At 59.1% G+C, this 3580-nt stretch carries 3 protein-coding genes and 1 pseudogene; all 4 read left to right on the top strand.

Going from position 1 to position 3580, the window contains the following annotated elements:
• A pseudogene (locus tag GQO94_RS21185) lies at positions 1 to 113 on the top strand (IS5/IS1182 family transposase); the annotation flags it as partial.
• A 51-nt stretch (positions 114 to 164) separates the two neighbouring features.
• A complete protein-coding gene (locus tag GQO94_RS20665) occupies positions 165 to 758 on the top strand; it encodes a TetR/AcrR family transcriptional regulator (RefSeq protein WP_198046093.1) in 594 nt (197 codons plus the stop codon).
• Positions 759 to 827: 69 nt separating this feature from the next.
• A complete protein-coding gene (locus tag GQO94_RS20660; protein WP_156843251.1) occupies positions 828 to 2567 on the top strand; it encodes an acyl-CoA dehydrogenase in 1740 nt (579 codons plus the stop codon).
• 170 nt (positions 2568 to 2737) lie between these two features.
• The gene (locus tag GQO94_RS20655; protein WP_156843250.1) at positions 2738 to 3523 is read left to right on the top strand and encodes a LysR family transcriptional regulator; all 786 of its coding nucleotides are present in this window, start codon (positions 2738 to 2740) and stop codon (positions 3521 to 3523) included.
• Positions 3524 to 3580: the final 57 nt, after the last annotated feature.

Raw genomic sequence — 3580 nt, 5'->3', positions numbered from 1 at the left:
GCCGCCTCGTCAAAGACTATGAGCGATATGCACAGACACTGGCCGGACTGCATGTCGTCGCCTTCGCCTGCCTCATGATGAAACAGGCCGCCGCAATCGCTACAGGTTCATAACAACCTCTAGTGCCATAACGTCGTATGTTTTCAGCCTATGACGAACAGGCTATGCCTACTGCTATGACTCGAGCTAGAACGGAGGGCAGGCAACGGCGTGCCCAGATACTGGAAATCGCGGCGCGGATCTTCACGCGCAAAGGCTATCGTGGCACGTCGATGCGCGAAATTGGCGAACAAGCAGGCGTGCTCGGCGGCTCGCTCTATCATCATATCAAATCCAAAGACGCGCTATTCATCGAACTGCATGACGGCGCGCTGGATGCAGCAGAAGCAATAATAGTCGCCGCAATCCGTGGAGCGAGGGATCCTTGGGACAAACTAGAAGCGGCGTGTGTCGCGCTGTTGGAGATCCAGCTCGATCCTGAATCGTTGACCATGCCCATGATGAACGATTTTCGTGAGGTGCCGGACGATGTGCGTGAAGCGCTTATCGCCCGGCGCGATCGGTTCGAAGGACCGTTCCGCCTGCTGGTGGACGCATTGCCGCTACCGCCTGAAATCGACCGGTCGATATACCGCAACCTCCTGCTGGCACAGCTCAATGGCGCGGCGGATTGGTACCGGCCCGGTGGCCTGTCACCGCGTGTCATCGGGCGGCAGATCGCACTGCTGTTCCGGCACGAGGGCCCGGAAATGCCCTAGTTCCCTATCCAAGCTTGAGTGTAACAGACGTTTGGTGTAAAGCCTTTCAATCACCGAGAGGACTACCCGATGCAGGATTATGTACCCCCAATCGCTGACTATCGCTTCCTGCTAACGGACGTGCTCGACTTTGACGGCACTATGCAGGCGCTGGAACGGGAAGTGGACGCGGATCTGGCCGTCGCTGTCCTGGAAGAAGCGGGCAAGCTTTGCGTTCAGACACTGGCCCCGCTGAACCGCGTTGGCGACGAACAGGGAAGCCAGCTGGCAGATGGTTCGGTGCAGACACCCGCCGGTTTCCCGGATGCCTACCAAACATTCGCGGCCGGTGGTTGGGCCTCGCTATCAGCCGATCCGGCTCATGGCGGGCAAGGACTGCCCTTCATCTTGCAACTTTGGATCGATGAGATGATGTCTGCGACAAATCTGTCCTTCAGCCTGTTCCCCGGCTTGACCCGCGGGGCGGCCGAGGCAATCGCCGCTCACGGCAGCGAAGATATGAAGGCACGCTGCCTGCCGCCACTCGTCAGTGGAGAATGGACGGGTGCCATGGCGCTCACCGAGAGCGGCGCAGGAACCGATCTGGCCCTGCTCAAGACCAAGGCCATACCGGAACCGGACGGCAGTTACAGTGTTACCGGGCAAAAGATCTTCATTTCATCTGGAGATCATGATTTCGGCGGGAATATCGTTCATCTTGTCCTAGCGCGTCTGCCCGGTGCACCGGAGGGCGTTAAAGGGATCAGCTTGTTCCTAGTCCCCAAATTTCTGCCCGACGCGCAGGGTGGCTTCACTGCACGCAACGCGATGTCGGTCGGTGCGCTTGAAGAAAAGATGGGCATCCACGCCCAACCGACCTGTGTTATGAACTATGATGGAGCCACCGGCTGGTTGGTTGGAGAGCAGCATCGAGGCCTCGCCGCAATGTTTGTGATGATGAACGCCGAGCGACTGATGGTCGGCATGCAGGGACTGGGCATTGCCGGCGCTGCCTATCAACAGGCAGCGGCGTATGCAAAGGACCGCGTGCAGGGGCGTAGCGCCGATGAAACGCGCAATCCCGTTCCGATTATTGAACATGCCGACGTGCGGCGAATGCTTCTCAATGTGCGGACCTTTGTCGAGGGCGGCCGGGCATTGGCGGGCTGGACGGCATTGCAGATGGAGATTTCGCGTCACCATGCTGATGCAGGTGAGCGGACCAAAGCGGATGCAATTGTCGCGCTGCTCACCCCAGTCGTAAAAGCCGGTTTCACCGATTTCGGCTTCGAGAGCGCCGTCGAGGCGCAACAGGTCTTCGGAGGTCATGGCTATGTCCGAGAATGGGGCATGGCCCAATATGTGTGTGACGCGCGCATTGCCCAGATTTACGAAGGTACCAATGGCGTGCAGGCGATCGATTTGGTCGGACGCAAGCTCACGATGGACGGCGGCGTGGTGGCGCAGAACTTTTTCGAACGTGTTGCTGCCGACTTGGTAAAGGCCGGCGAGACCTCAGCCGCAGCCAGGATTGTGACCGCTACGGGCGAAACTCTCGATTTGCTGAAGGCGGCGACATCGGACCTGAAAGGTGTCGGCGCGGACGATTTGAGCGCGGCGGCCGTCGAGTATCTGCGCCTATTTGCGTTGGTGAGTTTGGGCTGGATGTGGGCACGTATGGCAGCTGCGGCCGATCCGAAAAGTCACGGCGAAAAAATCGCCCTTGCCAACTACTATGCGGCACGTGTGTTGCCGCAGGCATATGGGCTGGCTGGCGCCATCAAGGCAGGTGCCGCACCGATAATGGCGCTGGCGCACGAAAGCTTCTGAGTGGTCCTTTGGCATCGTTCGAGCTGAAAGAAGGAGACGAGAAGGCTCAGAAACGGGTACGATTGGCTCGCGATAGTCCGGGGAGCAGCCAGCTGTACCTTGATATGTTAAGTGATGTTGTGTCACCCGCTCGTTGCGTGGAAGACGGAGCATGACGTAAAGGATTATCTGTGCTCGACTCCCGTCTGAAATATGCGGTCGCAGTTGCTCGCCTCGGCTCTTTCTCCGGTGCGGCCAAGGATGTCGGCGTGACGCAATCGGCGGTGACCAAAAGCGTCGCCGATCTGGAACAACAGCTGGGCTTCGCCATTTTCAGTCGGACCTCGCGCGGCGTCGCGACCACCCCGGAAGGTCGAGACTTCATTGACCGCGCGGCACGCCTGCTCGCCGATGCCGCGGATTTGTTCGGCGAACGCAATCGTGGCGCTGATCCGTTTGCGGGACAGCTGCGGATCGGTCTGTTTCCCGGTTCTATTGACTGGTTGATCAACGATCCGGCAATCGGACTGTTGAAACGTCATACAGCGGTCCGCATAGATACAGTGTCGGGCAACAGCGAGCGGGCCGTACAATTGCTGTCACGCGGCGATATAGACGTCGCGTTCGGGCTAGAGGCGGCGCTTGCGGGTTGGCCCCAATTCAAATGCGAGCGCATTGCGACGATCGAGATCCTGCCGTTCGTTCGCAAGGATCATCCGATCCTCGCGGAAACATCCGTCGACAAGCAAACGTTCACGCGTTTCGACTTCGTTGTGCCGTCCTCATCCGAGCCCTACACGCCAATCATCCGGAAGATGTACGAGCAGGACGGTCAGCGCCCGGAGTACCGGGTGCATATGACGGACTATTTTCCCCTGGTCCGCAGGATCGTGGCCTCGACGGATGCCGTGGGTGAGAACGGCGGTGCAAAATTAGACCACGGTAGCGGCGGCGAAGTGCTGCTGCGGGCGGCGTAAAAGTCGTCCACTTTTTCCCTTTCGCGATGGCGGCGAGGGGGATGAGGGATTTACACC

Source organism: Novosphingobium aquimarinum (genome assembly GCF_009746585.1).
GTDB lineage: Bacteria > Pseudomonadota > Alphaproteobacteria > Sphingomonadales > Sphingomonadaceae > Novosphingobium > Novosphingobium aquimarinum.
The sequence above is the reverse complement of the archived record's forward strand: the minus strand, read 5'-3'. Positions and strand labels throughout refer to the sequence as shown.

Coding starts and splice junctions, on each gene's coding strand:
- GQO94_RS20665 (WP_198046093.1), top strand. CDS start 165: ATGCCTACTGCTATGACTCGAGCTAGAACGGAGGGCAGGCAACGGCGT.
- GQO94_RS20660 (WP_156843251.1), top strand. CDS start 828: ATGCAGGATTATGTACCCCCAATCGCTGACTATCGCTTCCTGCTAACG.